The organism is Micrococcus sp. H39-S4 (assembly GCF_027158145.1).
Lineage (GTDB): Bacteria > Actinomycetota > Actinomycetes > Actinomycetales > Micrococcaceae > Micrococcus > Micrococcus luteus.
On record NZ_JAPVLT010000002.1, the window covers coordinates 151,894 to 173,529 of the forward strand.

Below are 21,636 nucleotides of genomic sequence, written 5' to 3' on the forward strand. Positions count from 1 at the left end.
ACGAGCTCAACGTCACGCAACGCGCCGGCCAGAGCGTGCTCCGGGAGTGCCGCCACCGCCGCGGGCACGCGCGACTGGCCCCAGCGGCCGACTCGATAGACTGGCGCGCATGACCTCCGCCCCCGAGCCGACCCCCGATCAGCGCGCCTACACCGTCCGTCGCGCCCCGCGGCTGACCGCGGTGCTCGCGGTGGCGCTCGCGCTCGGCCTGCTGATCGCACTCGTGATTACCACCGCGGTCCACGCCTCCCCCACCCCGCCCGCGGACCCGTACTCCGGCATCCCGCTCTCCTTCTCGGAGACGTTCGGCTTCGCATCGCTGCTGAGCATGCTCGGCACGAGCGTGCTCGGGCTGCTCGTGTGGCTGCTGCTGGACCGCCGCTCCCGGTCGACCGCGCGCACCGTGGTCCTCGAGCGCACCGACGACCCGGCCGTGGCGGACGTCCGCCTGGACCGTGTGGACGCGGGTGCCCCGCCCGCCCGCACCACCCCCACCGAAAGGACCCCCGAGCAGTGATCGCACCGCGCACCCGACGAGGCGACGGCCGCCTGACCGCCGCCCTCGACCCCCAGGACCAGGGGCCGCAGGACGAATGCGGCGTGTTCGGCGTGTGGGCGCCGGGCGAGGAGGTCGCGAAACTGGCCTACTACGGCCTGTACGCCCTCCAGCACCGCGGCCAGGAGTCCGCGGGCATCGCCGTCTCGGACGGCGGGCGCATCGCCGTCTACAAGGACATCGGCCTGGTCTCCCAGGTGTTCGACGAGGCCACCCTGACCGCACTGAGCGGCCACATCGCCGTCGGCCACTGCCGCTACTCCACCACCGGCGTGAACAAGTGGGCCAACGCCCAGCCCACCCTGGGCGCCACCGCCGACGACGGCACGGTCGCCCTGGCGCACAACGGCAACCTCGTGAACTCCGCCGAGCTGCTGCGCATGGTGCACGCCGCGGACGGCCGCCACACCCACGGTGAGATGAAGCAGGGCAACACCACGGACACCGCCCTGGTCACGGCCCTGCTGCACGGCGCCCCCGGGGACCGCCTCGAGGAGACCGCCCTCGAGCTGCTGCCGAAGATCCGCGGCGCCTACTGCTTCGTGTTCATGGACGAGCACACCCTCTACGCCGCCCGCGACCCGCAGGGCGTGCGCCCGCTCGTGCTCGGCCGCCTCGAGCGGGGCTGGGTGGTGGCCTCCGAGCAGTCGGCCCTCGCCACCGTCGGCGCCTCGTTCATCCGTGAGGTCGAGCCCGGCGAGATGATCGCGATCGACGAGGAGGGCATCCGCTCCACCCGCTTCGCCGAGTCCAAGCCGGCCGGCTGCGTGTTCGAGTACGTCTACCTCGCCCGGCCGGACGCCACGATCGCCGGGCGCTCCGTGTACGAGTCCCGCGTGGAGATGGGCCGCCGCCTCGCGCTCGAGCAGCCGGTCGAGGCCGACGTCGTGATCCCCGTGCCCGAGTCCGGCACGCCCGCCGCCGTGGGCTACGCGGACGCCTCGGGCCTGCCGTTCCGCCAGGGGTTCGTGAAGAACGCGTACGTGGGCCGCACCTTCATCCAGCCGTCCCAGACGCTGCGCCAGCTCGGCATCCGCCTCAAGCTCAACGTCGAGTCCACCGTGGTGGCCGGCAAGCGCGTCGTAGTGGTGGACGACTCGATCGTGCGCGGCAACACCCAGCGCGCCGTCGTGCGGATGCTCAAGGAGGCCGGCGCCGCCGAGGTGCACGTGAAGATCTCCTCCCCGCCCGTGAAGTGGCCCTGCTTCTACGGCATCGACTTCGCCACCCGCGCCGAGCTCATCGCCAACGGCGCCGCGGTGGACCAGATCGCCGCATCCATCGGCGCCGACTCGCTGGCCTACATCAGCGAGGAGGGCATGATCGAGGCCACCGGGCAGCCGCGCGAGCGCCTGTGCACCGCCTGCTTCACCGGCGACTACCCGATCCCGCTGGCCGACGAGGGCGAGCGCGGCAAGGGCCTGCTGGAGCCGGTCGCCGTGTCGCCCGCGTCCACCGTGGTGTTGGACGAGGACGGCGAGACCACCACCGTGACCGCCACGGGCTGCGAGCCCGGCCCGGACGCCGACGACGAGAAGCTGCTCACCGAGACGGACAGGACCCCGCTGTGACCCCGAACCAGACCCCCTCCTCCGCCGCCCCGATCACCTACGCCTCGGCCGGCGTCGACGTGGAGGCCGGCGACCGCGCCGTCGAGCTGATGAAGGACGCCGTGAAGGCCACCCACACCCCCGAGGTCATGGGCGGCATCGGCGGCTTCGCCGGCATGTGGGACGCCTCCGCGCTGCTGCAGTACCGCAAGCCGCTGCTGACCACGTCCACGGACGGCGTCGGCACCAAGGTGGCGATCGCGCAGGCGATGGACAAGCACGACACCATCGGCCAGGACCTCGTGGGCATGGTCGTGGACGACATCGTGGTGGTCGGCGCCCAGCCCCTGTTCATGACCGACTACATCGCGTGCGGCAAGGTCGTGCCCGAGCGCATCGCGGACATCGTGCGCGGCGTGGCCGAGGGCTGCCGCCTGGCCGACACCGCGCTCGTGGGCGGCGAGACCGCCGAGCACCCGGGCCTGCTGGCCGCAGACGAGTACGACGTGGCGGGCGCGGCCACCGGCGTGGTCGAGGCGGACATGGTCCTGGGCGCGGAGCGGGTGCAGTCCGGCGACGTCGTGATCGGCATGGCCTCCTCCGGCATCCACTCGAACGGCTACTCGCTCGTGCGCCGCGTGGTGAACGCCGCGGGCTGGTCCCTGGACCGCGAGGTCACCGAGCTCGGCTGCACCCTCGGCGAGGAGCTGCTCGTGCCGACCCGCATCTACTCCCGCGCCTGCCTCGACCTGGTGCAGCGCCTCAACGGCCACGAGGGCGGCTCGGACCTGCCGGTGCGCGCGTTCAGCCACGTGACCGGCGGCGGCCTGGCCGCGAACCTGGCGCGCGTGCTCCCGCAGGGCCTCATGGCGACCGTCGAGCGCGACACCTGGTCCCTGCCGCCCGTGTTCCGCCTGGTGGGCGAGCTCGGCCGCGTTCCGCAGTCCGACCTCGAGCGCACCCTCAACCTCGGCGTGGGCATGGTGGCCGTGGTGGACCCGGAGGTGGCCGCGACGTCGATCTCCGTGCTCGTGGACGCCGGCATCGACGCGTGGGAGATGGGCACCATCGGCGCCCTCACCGACGACGCGGCGGCCGCAGGCCTGAACTTCGTGCAGGGCGCCAAGGGCGTCGACGGCGGCGCCGTGCTGATGCGCGGCCAGTACGCCGCCTGACCCCACGGGGCGTTTTCGTTCGGGAAACGGCGGCCTCCGGGGTGTTTTCGTTCGGGAAACGGCGGTTCACGACGCGAACACCCGCCCGCCGAGCCGGGCCCGGTGCGTCTGCACCTCGGCGACGACGCGCCGGAAGTCGTCCCGTGCGTCGTCCACCGTGGCCCAGATCTGCGTCCAGCCCGCGCGCGCCCATCCCTCGTCTCGCCACGAGTCCACCGCGAGCTGTGCCGGGTCGAGGTGGTGACCGCCGTCGTAGTGGACCACCAAGCGCCACTGCCGCCACCCCAGATCCGCGTCCGGTGACCGGGCCCGGCCCGGGTGCAGCACCAGCTGGAGCTCCGGCTCGGGCAGGCCGGCGTGGAGCAGGGCCAGTCGCAGGGCTGTCTCCTGCGGGGAATCCGCGCCCACCCGCACCAGCTCGAGTGCGGCACGGGCGGTGCGCACTCCCTTGAACCGTCCGGCACGCAGGAGCGCGGACCGCAGGGCCGCCGTCGTGGTCCGTGGTGAGCGACGCCCCTCCGGCGACCACGGCCGATGGATGAGGGCGTCCCCGGCCGCCACGACGGGCTCGAGCATGCCTGGACGAAGCAGCGCGGCCAGATCCGCCCAGGATCGCTCCAGGCTCGTCAGGCGGATCCCGTGGAGGGCTGTGACGTCCGCGGCCGGGACGAGGCGGGCATGCGAGGTGATCTCCGGTCGGACGCTCGCCCCGCGCGGGTGCGGCCGGGACACGTGCACCGTGCCGTCCTCCGCCAGGAACGGCGGCAGCGGCACGCGGTGCAGGAGCAGCGCCGTGAGGTGGGAGGCCACTCCCCCGCTCGCCTCCACGATCGCGGCCGTCTCCTCCGGCGCGAAGGGAGCGGGCGCCTCGGCGTAGCCGAGATCCGCCCACGAGCCGAGGTGGTCAGTCCGGAGCCGATGGACCCCATGCGTCACGCGCCGCACGTCACCGCCGCGGACCAGTCGCTCCGAGACCCCGGCCGCGCGCAGGTCGCCACGGGTGAACGGCCGGCCGGCCTCGGCGATGTCCGACAGGGGCAGGGAAGACGTGACCATGCCCGTGACGATGGCTCAACCCGGCCGACCCCGGCCGCGCGGGAGCACCCACCGTGGACGAGGACGTCGGCGGCGCCGCCTGTGCAGGAGTCGTGCGTGGCCCCGGGCCACCCGGTGTCCACACCCCCGGCGCCCGCCGTTTCCCGCACGAAAACGCCCCGGCGTCCGCCGTTTCCCGAACGAAAACGTGGGTGGGGGTCAGAGGCGGGCGTCGAGCCAGGCCAGCGCGTCGGCGACCGGGGCGCGCCAGCGCCAGCGGGCCTTGGCGTCGGCGCGGGTGGGGCCGAGGTTGATCAGCCCCGTCTCATGCCCGGCCCGCTCGGCCCGCAGCACGAACCGGTAGCCGCTCATCACGGCCAGCGAGGTGCCGACGGCGAGCACCGTGCCGCCGTCGTCGGCCATCGCCTCCGCGGCCGCGCGCCGCGCCGCGGGCACGGACTCGCCGAAGTACACGACGTCCGGCTTGAGCTTCACGGAGCCGCACACCCGGCAGCCGACCATCGTGAACTCCTCCACCCAGTGCTGGTCGAGGGAGACGTCCCCGTCGGGGTTCACGGCGTCCGGGTCGATCGCCACGCGCTCGAGGTAGCCCGGATTGGCGGCCTCGAGCCGCAGGTCCAGGTCACGGCGGGACTCGGTGGCCCCGCAGTTCAGGCAGGCCACGCGCGCCAGGTCCCCGTGGAGCTCGATCAGCCGGTCCTCCGGCATCCCCGCCGCGCGTCCGGCCTCGGCGTGCAGCCCGTCCACGTTCTGGGTCAGGACGCCGGCGATCCGCCCCTCGGCCGCCCAGCGCGCGAGGATGCGGTGCGCCTCGTTCGGGCGGGCCTGGTCCATGCGGCGCCAGCCCACGAACGAGCGCGCCCAGTAGCGGTGGCGGGCGGCCGGGTCGTCCCGGAACTCCTGGTACGTCATCGGCCGGTGGCGGTGCAGGGACCCGTTTGGCCCCCGGTAGTCCGGGATGCCGGAGTCCGTGGACACGCCGGCCCCGGTGATCACGAGCGGGCGGGACTCCTCCATCAGACGCAGCAGACCCCGAGACGCCGTCTCGGGGTCCTGCAGCGGTGCTGTCTCATCCACCACCCTGGCGATCGACCGCAGGGCGGCCTGATACCCGTCCAGGGCCGGATGCCGTGCGGGCGTCATCGCGCCCGCGCGTCGTCGTCCTCGTCCTCCGCGTAGAGGTCCGCGTACGGATCCTCGTACTCGGGCTCCTGGTCCTGCTCCGGGCCGCGCGTGCGTCCGCCCGTGAGCTCTCGCTCCAGTGCCGAGAGGTCTGTTCCAGGAGAGAAGTACTTCATCTCCCGTGCCTGCTTCGTGGCCTTCGCCTTCTGACGGCCGCGCCCCATGAGCGTGACCCCCTTCGCATCTCTCGCCGCCTCGGATCTGTGGCGCACAGGGGCCCGCCGAGGTCTTCACTGGTCAATATGGTTCGTGCGGACAAGGATACATGACCCGCCGGACGGCCTGTGGACGACGACGACCGGCCCGGTCCGGCGGGGCGTGCAGTGGCGCCGGGCGCGGCGCGGGCGGCCGCGACACGGGCGGCATCCGGCTGGACGGGCGTGACACACACCCTGTACGGACGCTGGACGACCGGCTAGGTTGCGTACGTCACACCCACTCCGACGATGAGGATGCCCATGCGCCGCACCCCCACCCTGCTGGCCGCCGCCACCCTGGCCGCCACGCTGACCGCCGCCCCCGTCTCACTCGCCGCCCCGGCCGCCCCGGCCGCCCCGGCGAAGGCCAGCGCCGCCACCGCGCAGACCGCCGACCGGGGCCTGGGCCCCGGCCAGAACCGTGCCGGCGGCAACCCGAACTCACCGGAGAAGCTGGTCCGATCCATCTCCTCGGACCACCTCCGCCAGGACATCGAGGCGTTCGCGGCCATCGCGGACGAGCACGGCAACCGCGCCGCGGGCACGCCGGGCTTCCAGGCCTCGCTCGACTACGCCGTGGGCGAGCTCGAGGAGGCCGGCTACGACGTCGAGCTCCAGGAGTTCGAGATCACCTACACCGAGACCCTGCGGGACCGGCTTCAGCAAACCGGACCCGTCCAGCGCGACCTCGAGCACACCGTCTTCACGTCCTCGCCGTCAGCGCAGGTCACCGACGCCCCGCTCGCCGCCCCCGCCGGCGCCGCCACCGGCTGCGCCGACGCGGACTGGGCCGACGCGGACCTGACCGGCAGCGTCGCCCTGGTCTCCCGGGGCGACTGCACCTTCGCCCAGAAGTCCCAGGTCGCGGCCGCCTCCGGTGCCGAGGCCGTCATCATCTACAACAACGCCGAGGGCGCGCTGAACGGCACCCTGGGCGCCGCGCCGGGCGACGTCGTCGGGACCGTGGGCGTGACCCGCGAGCTGGGCGCCGATCTGCTGGCCCAGACCCGCGCCGGCGGCGCCACCGTCACCCTGGACCTCGAGCAGCTTGTGGAGCAGCGGCCCACCTGGAACGTGCTGGCGGAGACGCGCACGGGCAGCGACGACGACGTCGTGATGCTCGGCGCCCACCTGGACGGCGTGCCGGAGGGCCCGGGCATCCACGACAACGCCTCGGGCGTCGCGGCGACCCTCGAGGTCGCGCGCCAGGCCGCCAAGGCCAACAAGGCCGAGAGCAAGGTCCGCTTCGCCCTGTGGGGTGCCGAGGAGATCGGCCTGCTGGGCTCGCACCACTACGTGGACACCCTGACCGCCGCGGAGCGCGAGGACATCATCCTCTACACCAACCTGGACATGGTGGCCCCGCTGGACCACCAGAACACGCTCGGCGTGCTCACGGCCGACTGGTCGATCGGTGCTGAGTCCCTGCTCGGCGCGCAGCTCGACCGCGACGGCCACGGGCACCAGCCCGAGGGCAGCAACGGCCGCTCGGACTACGCGCCGTTCGTGGACGCGGGCATCGCCTCGACGGGCCTGCTCTCGATCCGCGACGACAACTACCACACGCCCCAGGACGACATCGACAACGTCTCCATCACCACGCTGACCCACACGGCCCGCGCGGTGGCGAACCTGATCGGCACCCTCCAGCAGGACGCCGACGCCCTCGGCACCCGCTGACCCGAGGCGTCCGCCCGTCTCGCAGATGCCGTCGGGGGCGGTTTCGGGTGGTATCCAGGCCGGATACCACCCGAAACCGCCCCCGACGCGCCAGAGGGAGGAGGAACACGGTCCGTCGGTCCCGGCGTCAGCCCTTCCGGGTCACGGTGAGGCCGTTCTCGCCCTCGACACGGTCCACGACCACGGTGTCCCCGTCCGCGATCTCCCCGGCGAGGATGCCGCGGGCCAGGCGGTCGCCGATCTCGCGCTGCACCAGGCGGCGCAGGGGCCGGGCGCCGTAGGCCGGGTCGAACCCGGTCGCGGCGAGCCACGCCTTGGCGGCGTCGGACACCTCGAGGGTGAGGCGGCGGTCCGTCAGGCGCGCCTGCAGGGACTCGACCTGCAGGTCCACGATCCGCGTCAGCTCGGCCACGGTGAGCGCGTCGAACTGCACGATCTCGTCCAGGCGGTTGAGGAACTCGGGCTTGAACGCCCCGCGCACCACGGACATCACGGACTCGCGCTTGGCGGCCTCGTCCAGGGTCGGGTCCACGAGGAACTGCGAGCCCAGGTTCGAGGTGAGGATCAGGATCACGTTGCGGAAGTCCACGGTGCGGCCCTGGCCGTCGGTGAGGCGGCCGTCGTCGAGCACCTGGAGCAGGATGTCGAAGACCTCGGGGTGGGCCTTCTCCACCTCGTCCAGCAGCACCACCGAGTACGGGCGACGCCGCACGGCCTCCGTGAGCTGGCCGCCCTCGTCGTAGCCGACGTAGCCCGGAGGGGCGCCGACCAGGCGGGAGACGGAGTGCTTCTCCGCGTACTCGGACATGTCGATCCGCACCATGGCGCGCTCGTCGTCGAAGAGGAACTCCGCGAGCGCCTTGGCCAGCTCGGTCTTGCCCACGCCCGTGGGGCCCAGGAACAGGAACGAGCCCGTGGGCCGGTTCGGGTCCGCGATGCCGGCCCGCGAGCGGCGCACCGCGTCCGCGACGGCGACGACGGCGTCCCGCTGCCCGATCAGCCGCTCGCCGAGGTGCTCCTCCATGGTGAGCAGCTTCTCGGACTCGGCGGTGAGCATGCGCCCGGCGGGGATGCCGGTCCAGGCGGAGACCACCTCGGCGATGTCGTCCGCCGTGACCTCCTCGGAGACCATCGGCTCGGTGGCCGAGCGGTCGGCCTCGCGGGCGGCGCGGTCCGCCTCCTCGAGCTGCTTCTCCAGCGCGGGGATCTCGCCGTACAGCAGGCGGGAGGCCTCGGCGAGGTCGCCGTCGCGTTGGGCCTTCTCGGCGAGCGAACGCAGCTCGTCCACCTTGGCGCGCAGGTCGCCGGCCTGGTTGAGGGTGGCCTTCTCCGCGTCCCAGCGGGCGGTGAGGGCGGTGAGCTCCTCCTCGCGGTCCGCCTTCTCCGCGCGCAGGGCGTCGAGCCGCTCGATGGACGCGGGGTCCGTCTCGCCTTCGAGGGCGAGCTCCTCCATGGTCAGGCGGTCCACCTGGCGGCGCAGGACGTCGATCTCCTCCGGGGCGGAGTCGATCTCCATGCGCAGGCGTGAGGCGGCCTCGTCCACGAGGTCGATGGCCTTGTCCGGCAGCTGGCGGCCGGTGATGTACCGGTGGGACAGCGTGGCCGCGGCCACGAGCGCGGAGTCGGCGATGGCCACCTTGTGGTGGGCCTCGTAGCGCTCCTTGAGCCCGCGCAGGATGGCGATCGTGTCGTCCACGCTGGGCTCGCCCACGAAGACCTGCTGGAAGCGGCGCTCCAGGGCGGGGTCCTTCTCGATGTTCTCGCGGTACTCGTCCAAGGTGGTCGCGCCGATCAGGCGCAGCTCGCCGCGGGCCAGCATGGGCTTGAGCATGTTGCCGGCGTCCATGGCGCCCTCGGACGCGCCCGCGCCCACGACGGTGTGGATCTCGTCGATGAACGTGACGACCTGCCCCTCGGCGGCCTTGATCTCCTCGAGGACGGCCTTCAGGCGCTCCTCGAACTCGCCGCGGTACTTGGCGCCGGCGACCATGGCGCCCAGGTCCAGGCTGATCAGCGTCTTGCCGCGCAGGGACTCGGGGACGTCCCCGGCCACCATCCGCTGGGCCAGGCCCTCGACGACGGCGGTCTTGCCGACGCCGGGCTCGCCGATGAGCACGGGGTTGTTCTTGGTGCGGCGCGAGAGCACCTGCACCACACGGCGGATCTCGGCGTCGCGGCCGATCACCGGGTCGAGCTTGCCGGAGCGGGCGATCTCGGTGAGGTCCGTGCCGTACTTCTCCAGGGACTGGAAGGTGGTCTCCGGGTCCTGGGTGGTGACGCGGGAGTCGCCGCGCACCAGGGTCAGGGCGGCGGCGAGCGCCTCGAGGCTCGCCCCGTTCGAGCGCAGTGCCTCACCGGCCTCGCCGGAGTCCGCTGCCACGCCGAGCAGCAGGTGCTCGGTGGAGACGAACTCGTCCGAGCGCTGCTCGGCCTGGGTGCGCGCGTTCTGCACGACCTGCAGGGCGGCGCGCGAGAACTGGGGCTGGGCCACCGTGCTGCCCTGGGTGGAGGGCAGGCGTCGGATGGCCGAGGAGGCCGCCGTGGAGACGGCGTCGGGGTCGGCCCCGGCGGCCTTCAGGACGGCCACGGCGACGGACTCCCGCTGGTCCATCAGGGCCTTCAGCAGGTGGGCCGGCTCGACCTGGGGGTTGCCGGCGGTGGAGGCGTTCATGGCCGCAGCCGAGAGCGCCTCCTGGCTCTTGGTGGTGAACTTGGCATCCATGGACTATTGGCTCCTTCTCTCCCGTGTCCCGGGGTGTCGGACAACCGTCGACCGCGGGCCGTTCCCGCCGCAGACGAAGTTGAGTCTATATAGCTCAACCCTCCACGCACCAGGGCTATTCCCCCTCGCGCCGGTACGTTGGTGCCATGGCCGGCTCCACAGCGGCGCCCCGGCGCCTCCGCACGTACACCCGACCGCGGGTGTCCCTGCTGTACGTCCTGCGCCGCACCCTGCACCGGCTCTTCGAGCTGCAGGTCTGGGATGTGGCCGCCGCCATGACCTTCTTCGGGGCGCTGTCCCTGCTGCCCACCGTCATCGCCCTGCTCTCCGTGGTCTCGCTGCTGGGCGTCGAGGAGGAGACCGTGGACGCCGCGGCCCACCTGGCCGCCGAGATCTGGCCGTCGCTGACGCCCGACGTCGTCCGCGAATGGATCCTGACCCTCGGCTCGGCCGGGCCCGGCACCGGCGCCGTCGTCCTCGGGGCCGTCGGCACCGTGGTGTCCGCTTCGGGCGCCGTCGGCGCGTTCCACCGGGCCATGCACCGCATCCACGACACCCGCGAGGGCCGGCCCTTCCTCCACTTCCGCCTCGTGGTCTTCGTCGAGACGCTCGCCCTCATGCTCGGCGCCGTGCTGATCACGATCCTGGTGGTCGTCGGCGGCGACCTCTCCCTGCGCCTCGGCCAGGCCGTCGGCCTGCCGGAGGAGACGGTCCAGACGTGGAACGTGGTGAAGTGGCCGGTCATCCTCGTGGTGATCGCCCTGATCGTGACCCTCGCCTACCGCCTGGGGCCCAACGTCCGGCAGCCCCGCTACCGCCCGCTCTCGCTCGGCGCCGTGGCCGTGGTGGTCCTGCTCTTCGGCGCCACCGTGGCCCTGGGCTGGATCACGGACCGGTTCGGCCAGTTCGCCGTGGTCGGGCGGATCAACTCCGCGATCGGCGTGCTCGCCCTCGCGTGGGTGGCGTGCATCGTGCTGCTGGCCGGGGCCGCCTTCGACGCGGAGGTGCTGCGTGCCCGCCAGCTGGCCGTCGGCATCGACGCCTCCGTCGAGATCCAGCTGGCGACGCGGCACACCGCGGTGCTCGAGGCCTCCGAACGGCACGAGGCCCGCAACCGCCGCCTGGCCCGGCTCGTGGCCGACGCCGTGCGCGCCGGCGAGGACCTCACGATCGAGGCCACACCCCTGCTCTCCGAGGAGGGGCGCCTCCTCGCGGTCGAGTCGGGGCGGCGGGACCCGGAGGACGTCAGCTCGGGCAGCCCGTTCCACGCGGACCCGGTGTCCGACGATGGCGCCCGCCTCGAGCCGACGTCCCGGCCCGACGACTGACAGGTCAGCGCTCCCGGGCCTCGAACGCCTCGACCTGGGCACGCAGCGTCTCGGCCGCGATCTCCTCGTCGAGGCCCACCATGCCGAGGTACACGAGCTCGTCCCCGTCCGTGACGCCGCCGACGGTCATGGTGAACAGGGCCGTGTCCATGCCCGAGTTCCCCAGAGCGATGTGGACCGCGTCCGGCACGCCGGGCACCTTCGTGAAGGCCGCCTGGACGCCGTCCGGGTCGCCGAACGTGCCGCACGTGTCGGCCAGCTTGCCGAAGGGCGCCAGCAGATCGGTGCCGTCGTCGGTGACCGCGACCATGCCGAACGCCCCGGCCTGGGAACCGGCCAGGCCGGTGACGGCGGCCGGGTCCACCTCGTACTGGGCCAGCGCACCGCCGAGCCCGGGCGCCTGCTGCGTGTTGATCTGCTCGATGAGGTCCGCGCAGGCGCCCGTGGGGGTGACGCCCGTCAGGCTCAGGCTGGTGCTGATCGGCTCGCCGCCGCCGGCCTGGGTCTCCATGCCCGTGAACACGCCGCCGGGCGCGGTCTCCGGGGTGAGCAGGACGTCCTCGAGCGCCTCCACGCGCTCCTCCTGCTCGTCCGTGAGGTCCGAGCCGGCCCCCGTCGGGGCGGACTCGGACGCGTCGGCCGAGGAGGACGAGGCCTCGCCGCCTCCCCCGCCGCAGCCGACGAGCGCGAGGGCGCCCACGGCGAGCAGGGACAGGGCGACGGCGGGGCGAGCGGGGGCGGCGGGGCGGAGCATGAGAGACCTCTCAGACCGGGTGACGACGATGTGACCAGCCTGACAATCCCCACAGCGCAGGGCCAGCTTTCGCCTGCGGAGGCGGGTCGCGGCAGGGCCACCGGTCGATCGGCTCGCTCCGCGGCGACGAGCCGTCTCCCGGCGCCCGCGACGGGCCCGACGCACTACGATGACCACCAATCACGGCGGAACACGTCACTCTGCCGGCTCCCTCCGACCCGCCCCCTCCCGACGGCGACACAGAAGGCCCTCCATGACCCGCATCCACTCCCGCCTCCTCGGCACCGTGGGGCTCACCGCGTCGGCGGCGCTGCTCACCGGCTGCGCCGTCCTCGGCGGCGACGCCGGATCCGCCGGCATCGTGTCCGACGACGACCTGAGCACCTCGTACGGCCTCGTCCAGCCCGGCGTCCTGACGGTCTGTTCCGACGTCCCCTACCCGCCCTTCGAGTTCGAGGAGAACGGTGAGCTGACCGGCTACGACATCCAGCTGGTCGAGGCGGTGGCGGAGAAGCTGGGCCTCGGGGTGAACGTGATCGACTCCTCCTTCGAGGCCATCGAGTCGGGTGCCTCGCTCACCGGCTGCGACGTGAACGCCTCGTCGATCTCCATCACCGAGGCCCGTCAGCGCGTCATGGCCTTCACCCTCCCCTACCTCGACGACGACCTCGTCCTGGTCGCGAAGAAGGGCTCCGGCATCACCGACGTCGACTCCGCGAAGGGCCGCCGGATCGGCGTGCAGGCCGCGACCACCGGCGACGAATACGCCCAGCAGAACGGCCTGAGCCCCGTGCAGTTCGAGGACGGCGGCATGCAGGTCCAGGCCCTGCAGGCCGGCACCGTGGACGCCGCCCTGGGCAACCAGTCCGTGTTGCTCTACTCCCTCAAGGACGACGATCGCTTCGAGGTGGTCGAGTCGCTGCCCACGGGCGAGCAGCTCGGCATGGCGGTCGGCCCGCAGAAGGCGCAGCTCGGCTCCGCCGTGAACCGCGCGCTGCAGGAGCTGCGCAACGACGGCACCGTGGCCGAGCTCCAGGAGCGCTGGTTCGGTCAGGCACAGGAGGACTACCGATGAGCACGCAGGCCCCCGTCTCGCCGGCACCGGCCATGAAGCCCGGCCGCGCGCGCCGCCGTCGTCGGCTGTCCCTGATCATCCAGGCGGCCGTCTTCGTCCTCGCCCTCGTCGTCCTGGCCGTCCTCATCGACTGGGGCGCGCTCGCCGAGAACGTCCTGAACTTCCCCGCCGTGGCCCCGATGTTCCCCAACGTGATCCTCGTGGGGCTGGGCAACACGCTGTTCTACACGGTCACCTCGTTCGTCGTCGGCCTGCTGGGCGGCATCGTGCTCGCGCTCATGCGCCTGAGCTCGTTCGGCCCGTACCGGTGGCTGGCCACCGCCTACGTGGAGTTCTTCCGCGGCGTCCCCGCGCTGCTGGTGTTCCTCGCCTTCGGCTACGGGGTGCCCTTCGCGTTCGGGGTGTCCTGGCCGATCCCCGTCGTCGTGATGGTGGCCCTGGGCATGGTCTCGGCCGCGTACATCGCCGAGACCCTGCGTGCCGGCCTGCAGGCGGTGCCCCGCGGCCAGATGGAGGCGGCCCGGTCCCTCGGCATGCCGACGTGGCGGGCCATGGTCACCATCGTGATCCCCCAGGCGTTCCGCATCGTGCTGCCGCCGCTCACCAATGAGGTCATCCTCCTGACCAAGGACTCCTCGCTGGTCTACGTGCTCGGCCTGGCCGCGCACGAGTACGAGCTCACCAAGTTCGGTCGCGACGGCATCTCCGCCCTCGACGCCGGCATGACGCCGATCCTTGTGGCCGGCCTGTTCTACCTCGTGATCACCGTGCCGCTGTCCCTGTTGGCCCGCCGGTTCGAGGCCCGTTCGACCAAGAAGGGGCACTGAGATGGCCCAGCAGAACCCCATCACCGGATCCTTCGGCGCGGTGGCCGCCGCGGACGCCGCCGGCGTGCACGTGGCCGGCCTCAACAAGTCCTTCGGCGCCAACCACGTGCTGCGCGGCATCGACCTCGACGTCGCCCCCGGCGAGGTCGTGTGCCTGATCGGCCCGTCCGGCTCGGGCAAGTCCACCCTCCTGCGCTGCGTGAACCTGCTGGAGAAGCCCGACTCGGGCGTCGTCACGGTCGGTGAGTTCACGGTCACGGACGAGGACGTGGACCTGGACCTGCTGCGCCGCCACGTGGGCATGGTGTTCCAGCAGTTCAACCTGTTCCCGCACCTGTCCGTGCTGGAGAACTGCACCGTGGCCCAGCTCAAGGTGCTCAAGCGGGGCAAGGCCGAGGCGGTGGACATCGCCCGTCGGCAGCTGGCCCGCGTGGGCCTGGCCGAGCTCGAGGACCGCTACCCGGACCAGCTCTCCGGCGGCCAGCAGCAGCGCGTGGCGATCGCCCGGGCGCTGGCCATGGACCCGCAGCTGATGCTCTTCGACGAGCCCACCTCGGCCCTCGACCCCGAGACCGTCGGCGACGTCCTGGCGATCATGCGTCAGCTGGCCCGCGACGGCATGACCATGCTCGTGGTCACCCACGAGATGGGCTTCGCCCGTGAGGTGGCCGACCGGGTCGTGTTCATGGACGGCGGCGTCGTGGTGGAGGCCGGCCCGGCCGCCGCGGTGATCTCCGACCCCCAGCAGCCGCGCACCCAGGACTTCCTGCGCCGCGTGCTGCACCCCACCGAGATCGATCTCTGAGCCTGCCCGCCCGCCGTGCCCCGGTGGGTGGGCACATGCGTGAGGGGCCCCCCCCGGACCTGGGGCGGGGCGGGGCCCCTCAGGCATGCGGCGGAGGCGTCAGGCCTTCTTGCGCAGCTTCTTCAGCTCGTCACGGGCCTCGCGCAGCGCGGCGACCTGCTCCTCACGGGCGGCGTGGATCGCGGCGACCTTCTCGTCCTGGGCGTCGCGGATGGCCTGCACCTTGGCGTCGCGGGCGCCCTCGATGCGGGCGGCGCGCTTCTTGGCGGCCTTGCGGCGCTTGCCGGGGCGGTTGGCCACGGAGTCGGCGGCGATGGCCAGGCCGGAGCCGACCAGGAAGATGTCCTTGGCGACGGCGGTGCCCTCCTGGGACGGACGCACGCCGTCCGCCTCGGTCATCTCCGGGGTGTTCAGGTACATGGAGAACAGGCCTCCGGAGAACGCGGTCAGGGCGGAGCCGGCGAGCCAGCCCGGGACGAACGGGGCCAGCAGGGCCGAGCCCACGCCGATCTCGGTGGTCACGAGGAACTTCTTGAACTGCTCCGGTGACAGGTTGGCCAGCGCGGGCAGGCCGCGGGCGCTCATGTCGCGCAGGCCCTGGGCCTGCTCCGCGGAGATGCCGCGCTTGTTGAGGCCGGAGTTCAGGATGAACGCGCCGGAGGCCAGGCGCAGCGGAATCTGGACGATGCTCATGGAGTCTTCCTTCCAGTAGGGCCCGCGGCACGCACGTGGAGTGGGGTGTGGCGCGAACGGTCGGTGAGCGGTCTGCACCTCCGACAGTACCAACGGCAGCCCGCTCCCGCCCGCCCGGAGGCGCGGCTGTGCGCGCAGAGCGGACGGCGTCGGCGCCTCCACCACGTCGCGGAGGCGGTCGATGATGGACAATGGGGCGCATGCTCCCCCTCGTCACACCCCTGACCGTGGCCGCCGCCGCGCCCACCGACTACGGCTGGCTCGGCAACATCGTCGTGGACATCATGGAGGCCGTCGGCCCGATCGGCGTCGGCCTGGCCGTCTTCGCGGAGAACATCTTCCCGCCCATCCCGTCCGAGGTGATCCTGCCCCTGGCCGGCTTCACCGCGGCCGGCGGCGCCTTCAGCCCGCATGCCGCGCTGGTCTGGGCGACGGTCGGCTCGATCGCCGGAGCGCTGGCCCTCTACGGCATCGGCGCGTGGCTCGGCCGCCGCCGCATGTACCGCATCGCGGACCGCATGCCGCTGGTGGACATGGAGGACGTGGCCAAGACCGAGCGCTGGTTCATCCGCTACGGCTACTGGACCGTGTTCCTGGGCCGCATGGTCCCCGTGTTCCGCTCCCTGATCTCCATCCCCGCGGGCATCGAGCGGATGAACCTCGCGAAGTTCACCCTGTTCACGGCGCTGGGCTCCCTGATCTGGAACGCGATCTTCGTCTACGGCGGCTACGCGCTCGGGGAGCGGTTCCACGTCGTCTCCGAGTACGCGGACGTCTTCTCCAACATCGTCCTGGTCCTGATCCTGGCCTTCCTCGCGATCTGGGTGGTCCTGCGCCTGCGCCGCGACGCCCGCCGCCGGAACGACCCGGACTGGCGCCCGCCGACCGCGGACGAGATGGCCGCCCGCGTCGAGGCCATCCTGGAGTCCTCCGACCACCGGAAGTGAATCGCATGCACCCCGTCCTGCCCTCCCCCCGCCGTGGCCGCGCGGCCCTCGGCCTGGCCGCCGTCGCCCTGGTGACGCTGAGCGCCTGTGCCCGCACCGAGCCGCAGCCCGAGCCTGCGCCCGCCACGACGGCGGCCTCCGCCCTGCCGTCCATGGACATGGCCCCGTTCACGGTCGAGGTCCCCTCGCACGACCTCGAGCGGGTGCCGGAGGCGAGCGTCGCCGTGCTCGAGGGCGAGGACCCGGACCACCACGGGGCGTGGCTGCAGGTGCCCGGGGCGCCGGCCTGGACGGAGGCCATGGCCGAGGCCGTGCGCGCCCAGATCGACCAGTACCGCCGGGACACCGACCCGAGCGCGGACCCGCGTCTGGAGATCCAGCCGCAGCTCGCCGTCGTGGCGGAGGACATCGCCGCGGCCCGCCTGCTCGCCACGGAGCGGCGCGGCACGGACTCCGTGTCCACCTCGCACGTGATCTGGTACTCGGCCCGCGAGGACCGCGTGCTCGAGACCGCCGATCTCTTCACCCCCGACGGCTGGGACGCGTTCCGCGCCGAGGTGCGCCAGCGCATGGCCAACGACCCGGACGTGATCGGCTCGCGCCTGGACTCGGCGGTCGACGCCCCGGAGCAGGTGGAGAACCGCCGGGTGTGGGACGCGGTGGTCTTCCTGCCGGACGGCAGCCTGATGCTCGAGGCGGACCAGGCGTCCATGGCGCCGGCCGCCGCGGGCGTGCTGACGGTGCGGATCCCTCGGGACACGGCGACCGCCTGGCTGTCCGACCTGGGCCACGTCGCCGCGGACGCCGCCTCCGCCCCCGCCGACCTGCGTCTGCCGGACCGCTCCACCCCGACCCCCGAGGAGCAGCAGCCGGAGCCCGCCCCCGAGCCGGAGCCCGAGACGTCCTCGTGGACGGAGGAGGCCACCGGCGCACCCGTGCCGCCCCCGTCCGCGCCCGCCGACACGGCGGCCCCGACGCCCAGCGCGAGCACCCCGGTGCCGAGCAGCACGGCCCCGTCCTCCTCGGCCCCCGCGCCCACCCGCTCGGCCACGCCGTCCTCGCCGACGTCGACCCCCACCTCGTCCTCGCCGTCGGGCACGGGATCCGGCAGTCCGACGCCGAGCACCCCCGACCCGACGCCGACCTCCGCGACGCCGACCCCGACGTCCCCGACCCCGACGTCCCCGAGCCCGTCCGGTCCGTCCACGAGCGCGTCCGGTCCGTCCACGAGCGCGCCGGCCACGGACCCTGCGCCGGACCCGACCGAGTCCGCACCCGAGCCGACCGCCACCACGGCCTCCGCGTCCGCGTCGCCCACGTCGGGGGACCGCTCCAGCAGCACCCCCTGACCCCGGCGCCGGGCGCCGTCGTCGGCCGCGGTCTGCACCGTCGACGCGCGGCCGTGGCAGGATCGGGGCGATGACTGAGCACCTGCCCCGCCCCTGCCCGGACGCACCCGGCCCCGACGCCGTGCCGCCGCCCGCCGAGCGCGTCCACGCGCACGACCACAATCGGGACAAGGACCCCGCCCTCGTCCGACGGGAGCCGGTCTCCTTCGTCCGGCGCGGCGCGCGCCTGAACGCGGGGCGACAGGCGGTGTGGGACCGCCAGGCGGAGCGGGTCCTCGTGGACGTGCCCCGCGGCCGCGGCGCCACCTCGGTGGACGCCCGGGCCCGACTGGACTGGGCGGGGGTGTTCGGGCGCGAGGCTCCCCTGCTGGTGGACATCGGCTCGGGGCTGGGCGAGTCCACGGCGCAGGCCGCCGCCGACCGGCCGGACTGGAACGTGCTCGCCGTCGAGGTCTACGTGCCCGGCCTGGCCGCGCTCATGACGCGCGTGGAGCAGCAGGGCCTGGAGAACGTCCGCGCCGTGGAGGCCAACGCGCCCGAGCTGCTGGACGCCCTGCTCACGCCCGGCTCCGTCTCCGAGGTGTGGGTGTTCTTCCCGGACCCGTGGCACAAGAAGCGGCACCACAAACGCCGTTTGGTCTCCCCCGCCTTCGCCGATCGCGTGGCGCGGGTGCTCGCCCCCGGCGGGGTGCTGCGGCTGGCGACGGACTGGTCGGGCTACGCCGTGCAGATGCGCGAGGTGCTCGAGGCGCACCCGGGGTTCGAGAACCTCTTCCCCGGGCGCGCCGCGGGCGAGGACTCCCCGCTCACGCGGGTGCGCCGCGAGGGCAGGGAGACCGAGGTGGGTGCCCAGCCGCTGCCCGCGGGCTGGGAGAGCGCGGCCGAGGAGGAGCGCCCGCTGCGGGCCGGCCTGGGCGAGGCGCGGGCCGGCGCGGCGGCCGCGGACCCCGTGGACCACGACGGCGGCTGGGCGCCCCGGTTCGAGGGCCGACCGATCACGAGCTTCGAGGCGAAGTCCCAGCGGGCCGGGCGGCTCGTGTTCGACCTGGCGTACCGCCGGCGCTGAGCACGGGGCCCGACGGGGTCGCTCAGACCGGGGCGACCGGCCCGGCCGGGTCGGCACCGTCCGGGACGGGCGGCAGCGGCAGGCCGGCGGTCACCCGGGCGGTCGCCGCGAGCGTCACGGACCCGACGTCCCGGTAGCCCCTCGGGGCGTCCTCGGGGGCCGTCGGCGACCAGCGGGCCGTCTGGTGGCCGCGGACGGCGGCCCCCGCCAGACCGGGCCGCGGGGCCACCGGCAGCGCGGCGGCGTCCGTCCAGTCTCGACGTCGGCCCACCGTGCGGCCGACCCGGGCGAGGAGGTCGCCCGGGGCCAGGGCACGGAACGTCCGTCCGGACCGCAGGCCGAGGTGCGCGGCCCGGGCCGCCAGGGCGGTGGGCAGGCCGACCGTGCCCGAGACCACGAGGGCCTCGACGGGACGCTCGGCCGGCCACGGGGCCTCCGCGTCGTCGGGCTGCAGGCCCCGGTCCGCGAGCAGGCGCAGGGCGTGCGCGGCCACGAGCGAGCCGTACGAGTGGGCCTCCACGGCCCCGTGCACGGCGGTCCCGCGGGCGCGCAGGGCCGGGGCGACATCGTCGTCCTCCCCCGGCCCGTGGCGCAGGAACTCCCACCAGGCCCGCACATCCGCGGCGAGCATCGCGCCGCCGCGCCGGCCGGGGCCGTCGAGCACCACCCGCCAGGGCGTGGGTGCGGGGTAGCCGAGCCACCCGATGACGACGGGGCGGGGTGCGCCGGCGGCGCGCTGGGCGGCGGCGAGGTGGGCGGCCTCCCGGGCCGTCCCCCACATGGCCGTCTGGGGGCGGATGCCCATGCCGGAGACGAGCCAGGTCAGGTGGGTGGCGGTCACGGGGTCCCCCGCGGCGACCACCGCGCGCGGCCCGTCCGGGCCCTCGAGGACGTAGTCCAGCAGATGCCGGGCGGGCAGGTGCGGGTCCATGCCCTCCGGCTTGAGGGCGTGGACGATCCCGTCCAGGGCGCTCCGGGCCTGCCGGCCGAGGCCGTCGCGCCGGGCCATGTCGGCGCGCAGCCGCTCCTGCACGCGGGACCGCGCGGCCGCCCCGAACGACGCCCGGCTCAGTCCTGCTCGGACTGCCACGTGGGCACCCGTCGGAGGCCTGCGACGCCGGAGGGCAGCCTCCGCAGGCCGCTCGGGCAGGCCTCGCCCGCGGTGTCCGCCCCGGCCCGTGCCGCGGCGTGACGGCGGACGGCCATCCGGTCGGCGTAGCGGGCCGAGACGTCACCGCCGGAGCCCACGGTGAAGACGCGGGCCAGGCGGGAGGCGTGGTGGAGGCGGTCCACCTGGGCAGCCAGCTCGACCACGGTGTCCTGCAGCTGCTCGACCTCGCGCTGCAGCGCGATCACGCGGCGGATGCCCTCCAGCGAGATGCCTTCGCGGCTCAGGGTCTGCACGGTCTGCAGCCGCTCGACGTCGGCGAGGGAGTAGCGGCGGTGCCGTCCGTCCTGGCGGGCGGGGACCACGAGGCCGAGCCGGTCGTACTGGCGCAGGGTCTGCGGATGCATGTCCGCCATCTCGGCGGCCACGGAGATCACGAAGACCGGGGCGTGCGGGTCGGGACCCCCCTCGCGGCCCCGGTCCGCACGGGCGGCGCCGTCGCGGGCGCTCACCAGGCTGCCTTCCGGGCCAGCTCCCGCCGCGGATCGTCGCCGGCAGTGGCGGCCTGCAGGGCCTCGACGGCGGCGCGGGCGTCGTCGTTGAGCGTGGTGGGCACGGTGACGCGCAGCTCCACGAGCAGGTCACCCGTCGTCTTCCCGCGCTCGACACCGCGGCCCTTCAGGCGCAGCACGCGGCCACACTGGGAGCCCGCCGGCACCTTCACCTTCACGGGGCGCTCCAGCGTCGGCACCTCGATCGTGGCGCCGAGGGCGGCCTCGGGGAAGGTGACGGGCACGGTGATCCGCAGGTCGTCCCCGTCCCGGCGGAAGAACTCGTGCTCGCGCACGTGCACGGTGACCAGCAGGTCGCCGCGGCCGGCCGGGCCGGGCGAGCCCTTGCCGCGGGCACGGACCTTCTGGCCGTCGCGGATGCCCTTCGGGATCTTCACCTCGATCGTCTCGCCGTCCGGGCCGCGCAGGGACACCGTGGTGCCCTGGATCGAGCCGCGGAAGGAGATCGTGGTGGTGGCGGTGCGGTCCGCGCCCTTCGTGGGGCGCGGCCGTGCGTACCCCGCATCGCCGAAGCCGCCGGGGCCGAAGCCGCCGGTCTGGCCGGCGGCGCCGCCGAACATCCCGCTGAACAGGTCCGACAGGTCGGGCTCGGACTGCGTGGTGCGGGGGCCGCCCCCGCCGCCGAACATGCCGCCGAAGACGTCCTCGAAGCCGCCGCCGCCGGCACCGCCCGGGGCGGAGAACCGGGCGCCGCCGCCCATCGCGCGGATCGCGTCGTACTCCTGGCGCTCCTGGGGGTCGCTCAGGACGGCGTACGCCTCCGAGATCTCCTTGAACTTCTTCTCGGCCGCCTCGTCCCCGGGGTTCTGGTCCGGGTGGTGGGTGCGGGCGAGCTTGCGGTAGGCCTTCTTCACATCCGCATCGGAGGCGTCCTTGGACACCCCCAGGGTCGCGTAGAAGTCCTTGTCCATCCAATCCTGCGAGGCCATGGTGCCTCCTCTCGTGTGCATCGGTCAGGGGGTCGGCCGGCGGCGGGGTGGGCCGCCGGCCGACG

Annotated in this window: 20 protein-coding genes; 11 read left to right on the forward strand and 9 right to left on the reverse strand. The window is 73.8% G+C overall.

Going from position 1 to position 21,636, the window contains the following annotated elements:
- Positions 1-109 precede the first annotated feature (109 nt).
- From O3T09_RS02725 to purM, 3 genes are read left to right on the forward strand one after another with little or no spacing between them, the layout of a single operon-like run.
- Positions 110-517, forward strand: a complete 408-nt coding sequence (locus O3T09_RS02725; protein WP_044658862.1) for a hypothetical protein — start codon at positions 110-112, stop codon at positions 515-517.
- On the forward strand, positions 514-2,127 hold the full coding sequence (gene purF / locus O3T09_RS02730) for an amidophosphoribosyltransferase (protein WP_078026134.1): 1,614 nt from the start codon (positions 514-516) through the stop codon (positions 2,125-2,127). Before O3T09_RS02725 ends, purF begins: the two co-directional genes overlap by 4 nt.
- On the forward strand, positions 2,124-3,281 hold the full coding sequence (gene purM / locus O3T09_RS02735) for a phosphoribosylformylglycinamidine cyclo-ligase (RefSeq protein ID WP_078026133.1): 1,158 nt from the start codon (positions 2,124-2,126) through the stop codon (positions 3,279-3,281). The genes purF and purM overlap by 4 nt, the downstream gene beginning before the upstream one ends.
- A 66-nt stretch (positions 3,282-3,347) precedes the next feature.
- Here purM and O3T09_RS02740 read toward each other — a convergent pair whose 3' ends face one another.
- The 3 genes from O3T09_RS02740 to O3T09_RS02750 all read right to left on the reverse strand — a co-directional run bounded on the left by O3T09_RS02740 (position 3,348) and on the right by O3T09_RS02750 (position 5,683).
- Positions 3,348-4,337 carry a hypothetical protein gene (locus O3T09_RS02740; protein ID WP_144918895.1) on the reverse strand — a complete coding sequence of 330 codons (990 nt, stop codon included), beginning with the start codon at positions 4,335-4,337 and terminating at the stop codon, positions 3,348-3,350.
- A gap of 198 nt (positions 4,338-4,535) precedes the next feature.
- Complete coding sequence (locus tag O3T09_RS02745; RefSeq protein WP_061867644.1) at positions 4,536-5,480, reverse strand: Sir2 family NAD-dependent protein deacetylase; 945 nt, start codon at positions 5,478-5,480, stop codon at positions 4,536-4,538.
- On the reverse strand, positions 5,477-5,683 hold the full coding sequence (locus tag O3T09_RS02750) for a DUF3073 domain-containing protein (protein WP_036314242.1): 207 nt from the start codon (positions 5,681-5,683) through the stop codon (positions 5,477-5,479). The genes O3T09_RS02745 and O3T09_RS02750 overlap by 4 nt, the downstream gene beginning before the upstream one ends.
- Before the next feature lie 294 nt (positions 5,684-5,977).
- On the opposite strand from O3T09_RS02750, the gene O3T09_RS02755 reads away from it, so the two are divergent.
- Positions 5,978-7,396, forward strand: coding sequence for a M20/M25/M40 family metallo-hydrolase (locus tag O3T09_RS02755; RefSeq protein WP_260840248.1), 1,419 nt, complete (start codon positions 5,978-5,980; stop codon positions 7,394-7,396).
- A 127-nt stretch (positions 7,397-7,523) separates the two neighbouring features.
- Here O3T09_RS02755 and clpB read toward each other — a convergent pair whose 3' ends face one another.
- A complete protein-coding gene (clpB, locus tag O3T09_RS02760) occupies positions 7,524-10,118 on the reverse strand; it encodes an ATP-dependent chaperone ClpB (RefSeq protein ID WP_070709419.1) in 2,595 nt (864 codons plus the stop codon).
- 146 nt (positions 10,119-10,264) lie between these two features.
- Between clpB and O3T09_RS02765 the strand changes: the two genes are divergently transcribed.
- Positions 10,265-11,446 (forward strand): YihY/virulence factor BrkB family protein, encoded by a 1,182-nt coding sequence (locus tag O3T09_RS02765; RefSeq protein WP_070709417.1) that lies wholly within the window; start codon positions 10,265-10,267, stop codon positions 11,444-11,446.
- A gap of 4 nt (positions 11,447-11,450) precedes the next feature.
- On the opposite strand, the gene O3T09_RS02770 is transcribed toward O3T09_RS02765, so the two are convergent.
- On the reverse strand, positions 11,451-12,200 hold the full coding sequence (locus O3T09_RS02770) for a hypothetical protein (protein WP_230282047.1): 750 nt from the start codon (positions 12,198-12,200) through the stop codon (positions 11,451-11,453).
- Positions 12,201-12,453: 253 nt separating this feature from the next.
- Between O3T09_RS02770 and O3T09_RS02775 the strand changes: the two genes are divergently transcribed.
- Genes O3T09_RS02775 through O3T09_RS02785 form a run of 3 tightly spaced genes read left to right on the forward strand, consistent with a single transcriptional unit; the run spans position 12,454 to position 14,907 of the window.
- Positions 12,454-13,275 (forward strand): ABC transporter substrate-binding protein, encoded by an 822-nt coding sequence (locus O3T09_RS02775; protein ID WP_036314235.1) that lies wholly within the window; start codon positions 12,454-12,456, stop codon positions 13,273-13,275.
- Positions 13,272-14,102 (forward strand): amino acid ABC transporter permease, encoded by an 831-nt coding sequence (locus tag O3T09_RS02780; RefSeq protein ID WP_020626482.1) that lies wholly within the window; start codon positions 13,272-13,274, stop codon positions 14,100-14,102. Before O3T09_RS02775 ends, O3T09_RS02780 begins: the two co-directional genes overlap by 4 nt.
- Before the next feature lies 1 nt (position 14,103).
- Positions 14,104-14,907 (forward strand): amino acid ABC transporter ATP-binding protein, encoded by an 804-nt coding sequence (locus tag O3T09_RS02785; protein ID WP_241251958.1) that lies wholly within the window; start codon positions 14,104-14,106, stop codon positions 14,905-14,907.
- Positions 14,908-15,006: 99 nt separating this feature from the next.
- On the opposite strand, the gene O3T09_RS02790 is transcribed toward O3T09_RS02785, so the two are convergent.
- Positions 15,007-15,600: a hypothetical protein gene (locus O3T09_RS02790; protein ID WP_020626481.1), complete on the reverse strand. Its 594-nt coding sequence runs from the start codon at positions 15,598-15,600 to the stop codon at positions 15,007-15,009.
- A gap of 200 nt (positions 15,601-15,800) precedes the next feature.
- On the opposite strand from O3T09_RS02790, the gene O3T09_RS02795 reads away from it, so the two are divergent.
- From O3T09_RS02795 to trmB, 3 genes are all read left to right on the forward strand, one after another.
- A complete protein-coding gene (locus tag O3T09_RS02795; protein WP_144879565.1) occupies positions 15,801-16,547 on the forward strand; it encodes a DedA family protein in 747 nt (248 codons plus the stop codon).
- Positions 16,548-16,552: 5 nt separating this feature from the next.
- A complete protein-coding gene (locus tag O3T09_RS02800) occupies positions 16,553-17,896 on the forward strand; it encodes a hypothetical protein (protein WP_041105162.1) in 1,344 nt (447 codons plus the stop codon).
- Between the two features lie 70 nt (positions 17,897-17,966).
- Positions 17,967-18,962 carry a tRNA (guanosine(46)-N7)-methyltransferase TrmB gene (gene trmB, locus O3T09_RS02805; protein ID WP_041105161.1) on the forward strand — a complete coding sequence of 332 codons (996 nt, stop codon included), beginning with the start codon at positions 17,967-17,969 and terminating at the stop codon, positions 18,960-18,962.
- Positions 18,963-18,984: 22 nt separating this feature from the next.
- Here trmB and O3T09_RS02810 read toward each other — a convergent pair whose 3' ends face one another.
- Genes O3T09_RS02810 through O3T09_RS02820 form a run of 3 tightly spaced genes read right to left on the reverse strand, consistent with a single transcriptional unit; the run spans position 18,985 to position 21,571 of the window.
- Positions 18,985-20,052 (reverse strand): alpha/beta hydrolase, encoded by a 1,068-nt coding sequence (locus O3T09_RS02810; protein WP_230594536.1) that lies wholly within the window; start codon positions 20,050-20,052, stop codon positions 18,985-18,987.
- Positions 20,031-20,582, reverse strand: a complete 552-nt coding sequence (locus tag O3T09_RS02815) for a heat shock protein transcriptional repressor HspR (RefSeq protein WP_269295320.1) — start codon at positions 20,580-20,582, stop codon at positions 20,031-20,033. Before O3T09_RS02815 ends, O3T09_RS02810 begins: the two co-directional genes overlap by 22 nt.
- A complete protein-coding gene (locus O3T09_RS02820) occupies positions 20,579-21,571 on the reverse strand; it encodes a DnaJ C-terminal domain-containing protein (RefSeq protein ID WP_060973522.1) in 993 nt (330 codons plus the stop codon). The genes O3T09_RS02815 and O3T09_RS02820 overlap by 4 nt, the downstream gene beginning before the upstream one ends.
- Positions 21,572-21,636 lie beyond the last annotated feature (65 nt).

What these genes read in the sequence shown, in the direction of transcription:
- O3T09_RS02785 (WP_241251958.1), top strand. Translation starts at nt 14,104, where the DNA reads ATGGCCCAGCAGAACCCCATCACCGGATCCTTCGGCGCGGTGGCCGCC.
- trmB (WP_041105161.1), top strand. Translation starts at nt 17,967, where the DNA reads ATGACTGAGCACCTGCCCCGCCCCTGCCCGGACGCACCCGGCCCCGAC.
- O3T09_RS02795 (WP_144879565.1), top strand. Translation starts at nt 15,801, where the DNA reads ATGCTCCCCCTCGTCACACCCCTGACCGTGGCCGCCGCCGCGCCCACC.
- O3T09_RS02780 (WP_020626482.1), top strand. Translation starts at nt 13,272, where the DNA reads ATGAGCACGCAGGCCCCCGTCTCGCCGGCACCGGCCATGAAGCCCGGC.
- clpB (WP_070709419.1), bottom strand. Translation starts at nt 10,118, where the DNA reads ATGGATGCCAAGTTCACCACCAAGAGCCAGGAGGCGCTCTCGGCTGCG.
- O3T09_RS02775 (WP_036314235.1), top strand. Translation starts at nt 12,454, where the DNA reads ATGACCCGCATCCACTCCCGCCTCCTCGGCACCGTGGGGCTCACCGCG.
- O3T09_RS02800 (WP_041105162.1), top strand. Translation starts at nt 16,553, where the DNA reads ATGCACCCCGTCCTGCCCTCCCCCCGCCGTGGCCGCGCGGCCCTCGGC.
- O3T09_RS02750 (WP_036314242.1), bottom strand. Translation starts at nt 5,683, where the DNA reads ATGGGGCGCGGCCGTCAGAAGGCGAAGGCCACGAAGCAGGCACGGGAG.
- O3T09_RS02770 (WP_230282047.1), bottom strand. Translation starts at nt 12,200, where the DNA reads ATGCTCCGCCCCGCCGCCCCCGCTCGCCCCGCCGTCGCCCTGTCCCTG.
- O3T09_RS02765 (WP_070709417.1), top strand. Translation starts at nt 10,265, where the DNA reads ATGGCCGGCTCCACAGCGGCGCCCCGGCGCCTCCGCACGTACACCCGA.
- O3T09_RS02755 (WP_260840248.1), top strand. Translation starts at nt 5,978, where the DNA reads ATGCGCCGCACCCCCACCCTGCTGGCCGCCGCCACCCTGGCCGCCACG.
- O3T09_RS02745 (WP_061867644.1), bottom strand. Translation starts at nt 5,480, where the DNA reads ATGACGCCCGCACGGCATCCGGCCCTGGACGGGTATCAGGCCGCCCTG.
- O3T09_RS02740 (WP_144918895.1), bottom strand. Translation starts at nt 4,337, where the DNA reads ATGGTCACGTCTTCCCTGCCCCTGTCGGACATCGCCGAGGCCGGCCGG.
- O3T09_RS02725 (WP_044658862.1), top strand. Translation starts at nt 110, where the DNA reads ATGACCTCCGCCCCCGAGCCGACCCCCGATCAGCGCGCCTACACCGTC.
- O3T09_RS02820 (WP_060973522.1), bottom strand. Translation starts at nt 21,571, where the DNA reads ATGGCCTCGCAGGATTGGATGGACAAGGACTTCTACGCGACCCTGGGG.
- O3T09_RS02790 (WP_020626481.1), bottom strand. Translation starts at nt 15,600, where the DNA reads ATGAGCATCGTCCAGATTCCGCTGCGCCTGGCCTCCGGCGCGTTCATC.